This window comes from Streptomyces sp. MB09-01, from assembly GCF_033794505.1.
Lineage (GTDB): Bacteria > Actinomycetota > Actinomycetes > Streptomycetales > Streptomycetaceae > Streptomyces.
In genome coordinates this window covers 1-2,682 of sequence record NZ_JARAYQ010000496.1, presented here as the reverse complement: position 1 = coordinate 2,682, position 2,682 = coordinate 1, and the positions used below count along the sequence as shown (strand labels likewise).

Below are 2,682 nucleotides of genomic sequence, written 5' to 3'. Positions count from 1 at the left end.
CGCATCACCCGCGCCGCCTGAAAACCCCCCAACCCACTGACAAAACTGACAGAACCTCCCGACCAGCCCTGTGACCTGCGAAAACGAGCACTTTCGAGGCTCTGACAGAACCTCCGAAAACTCTGACAGAACTCAAAAAACCTCGCCGCGGTCGAGCCGGCCAGCCTGACAGAACCTAGGTTTTCGAGGTTCTGTCAGAGTTTTTTGAGGTTTTGTCACGCGAGTCAAACCGGCCAAAACTGCAGGTCAGGGGCTATGCGGCGAGGTTCTGTCAGTTCTGTCAGCAATTCCGGCCCTCCGGCAGGGCCGGAATCGCATGATTGACCACTCACGGACCGGAAGGAACGTCATCACGTGGCGCTGATGGTCGTACCCGAGAGGCGGCTGCACAGCGTGGAAGAAGCCGCAGAACTCCTCAACGTCGGCCGCTCCACAGCGTTCGAGGAGATCCGACTCGGACGCCTGCGGACGGTCCGCGTCGGCAGGCGACGGCTCGTACCGACCGAATACGTCGACGAGTACGTCGAACTCCTCAAGCGCGAGGCTCAGGCCGCCGCGTAGCAGCAACGAACCCATCACGGGGCCGCACCGATGCCGGTGCGGCCCCTTCCTCATGCTTGAAAGGTGCCAGATGGACAACGAGAGCGCGCCGGGCCGGAAGGCAGCCAACGGCGAGGACTCGATCTACTGGGACAAGTCCAAGGGGCGCTACATCGGGGCCGTCTCGCTGGGCTACACCCCGGCGGGGAAGCGCCACCGTCCCAAGGTGTCCGGCAAGACGAAGACCGAGGTGCGGCGGAAGCTGCGAGACCTCAAGAGGGAGCTGGAGCAGGGCTCCAGGACTCTCGCGAACTACACCGTTGAGCAGGCTGTGGATGACTGGCTCGCCCAAGGCCTGCGCGGTAGGGCCGACGGGAGCGTCTACACCTACCGAAGCCTCGCGCGAACCCACATCACGCCCGAGATCGGAAGGACCAAGCTGAAGTCGTTGGAGGCGGACGACGTAGACACCTGGCTCGACGGGCGCGCGGAGCTCATCGCCACAGCGTCACTGAAACTGCTCCTCTCGGTCCTCCGCCGTTCGATCGCCCACGCACAGCGCCGGGGGAGAGTTGTACGCAACGTTGCCGACTACGTGGTGGCCCCGGAAGGGCGGCCGGGGCGCCCCAGCAAGTCGCTCTCGCTCAGCCAGGCCGAGAGCATCCTCCGTGCGGAGGCCGGTACATGGATCCATGCCTACGTGGTGCTTGCACTCCTGGTAGGCACACGGCCAGAAGAAACACGACCGTTGACCTGGCAGCACGTGCGGCTGGACGCCGACGGAGAGGAGAAGCCACACGTACAGGTCTGGCGTTCCGTGCGCCGCCATGGGGAGATGAAGACCCACAAGAGCCGCCGCTCCCTGGCCATGCCCAGGCACGTGGTTGCGGTGATGAAGGAATACCGCGACCAGCAGCAGGCGGCGTTGGAGGGCTCCAACCGGTCGTTGCTCCCGGAAGACCTTGTCTTTCCGCACCCCAGCGGGAAGCTTCGTACGGCGCAGGACGTTCGACGGAATTTCCGCGGGCTCCTCAAGGAGGCCGGGCTACCCGACCCGCACAGCTGGACCACGCGCGAGCTCCGAACCAGCTTCGTTTCGCTGCTGTCTGACCACGGCCTACGGATCGAGGACATCGCTCGCTTGGTCGGACACAGCGGAAGCAGCACCACCGAGCGGGTCTACCGGAAGCAGCTGCGTCCTGTCATCGAGGCCGGCGCGGAGGCGATGGATGAGATCTTCAGCGACAAGGACGGGGCCGCCGGGCCCTGAGTAGAGCGCCGTGGCTCCCGGTTTGGCTCCCGTGCGCCAAAGCGGGTGCCATAGCCGCCGTTTGACCTGCGCGGATCCAAGCTGGACCGCCTATCGATTCATACGTTCCGCTTAAGGCAGGGGTAAGCAGGGGCTGAGGAACCTGTACTCCCCCTGCTCGTCCGAGAGGCTGCACAGGAGAGCGCGGGGGAAGCATGGCGGAGTACGTGGAGATGTCGCTCGGCATGGGCGTCCTGGCCGTGGTCGGGCCGACGTTGGCGGTGCGGCTGGTGTCGCTGCCGGTGCTGGCGCGGGCCCAGCAGGGGGTGCGTCAACGGGTGTCGGCGGCCGGGGGAGCGGCCGGGGCCCGGCCGGGGGTCTCGGCGGCGGCTCTCGGGGAGCTGGCGCTGGCGTTCGTCGGCGGCATCGGCCTGCTGGTCTGGATGGCCTCCGACGTCATCCCCGGCTTCGACCTGCTGTTGCAGTCGATCGCCACGGGGAACGCGCGCACGCTGGCCATCCAGTTCGGCCTCCCCCTCGCCACGGCGCAGTTCTGGTTCCTCGGCGCCGCCATCCCGGTCCTGCTGATCTGGCTGTTGCTGTGGATCCTGACGCAGCGCAATCTCCTGGCCGCCGGCCCGTCCGCGCAGGCCTGGGCCTCGCCCGCGGTGCGCCTCCGGCTGGCCGCCCTGCTCGCCCTCCGCCTCGTGCTCGGAGTGTTCCTGCCGGCCGGACTGGTCATGGCGGCCCTGTTGTGCGAGACCGTCGCCCTGGTGACCAGTGGGAGGAGCCGGCCCGTCGGCGCCGGTACCACCGCGGTTCCGCCCCCGCTCGCGCAGCCCGCCCCGGACGCGCGGACGGTCGGGGCCGCGCAACCCGCTCACGCCCAGCCC

At 67.4% G+C, this 2,682-nt stretch carries 3 protein-coding genes; all 3 read left to right on the top strand.

The features are described from left to right. Positions 1-363 precede the first annotated feature (363 nt). Positions 364-561 carry an excisionase family DNA-binding protein gene (locus PV721_RS42820; RefSeq protein WP_319734227.1) on the top strand — a complete coding sequence of 66 codons (198 nt, stop codon included), beginning with the start codon at positions 364-366 and terminating at the stop codon, positions 559-561. Positions 562-631: 70 nt separating this feature from the next. After that, positions 632-1,810, top strand: a complete 1,179-nt coding sequence (locus tag PV721_RS42815; protein WP_319734225.1) for a site-specific integrase — start codon at positions 632-634, stop codon at positions 1,808-1,810. A gap of 194 nt (positions 1,811-2,004) precedes the next feature. After that, on the top strand, positions 2,005-2,682 hold a 678-nt coding region (locus PV721_RS42810; RefSeq protein ID WP_416371297.1), incomplete at its 3' end, for a hypothetical protein.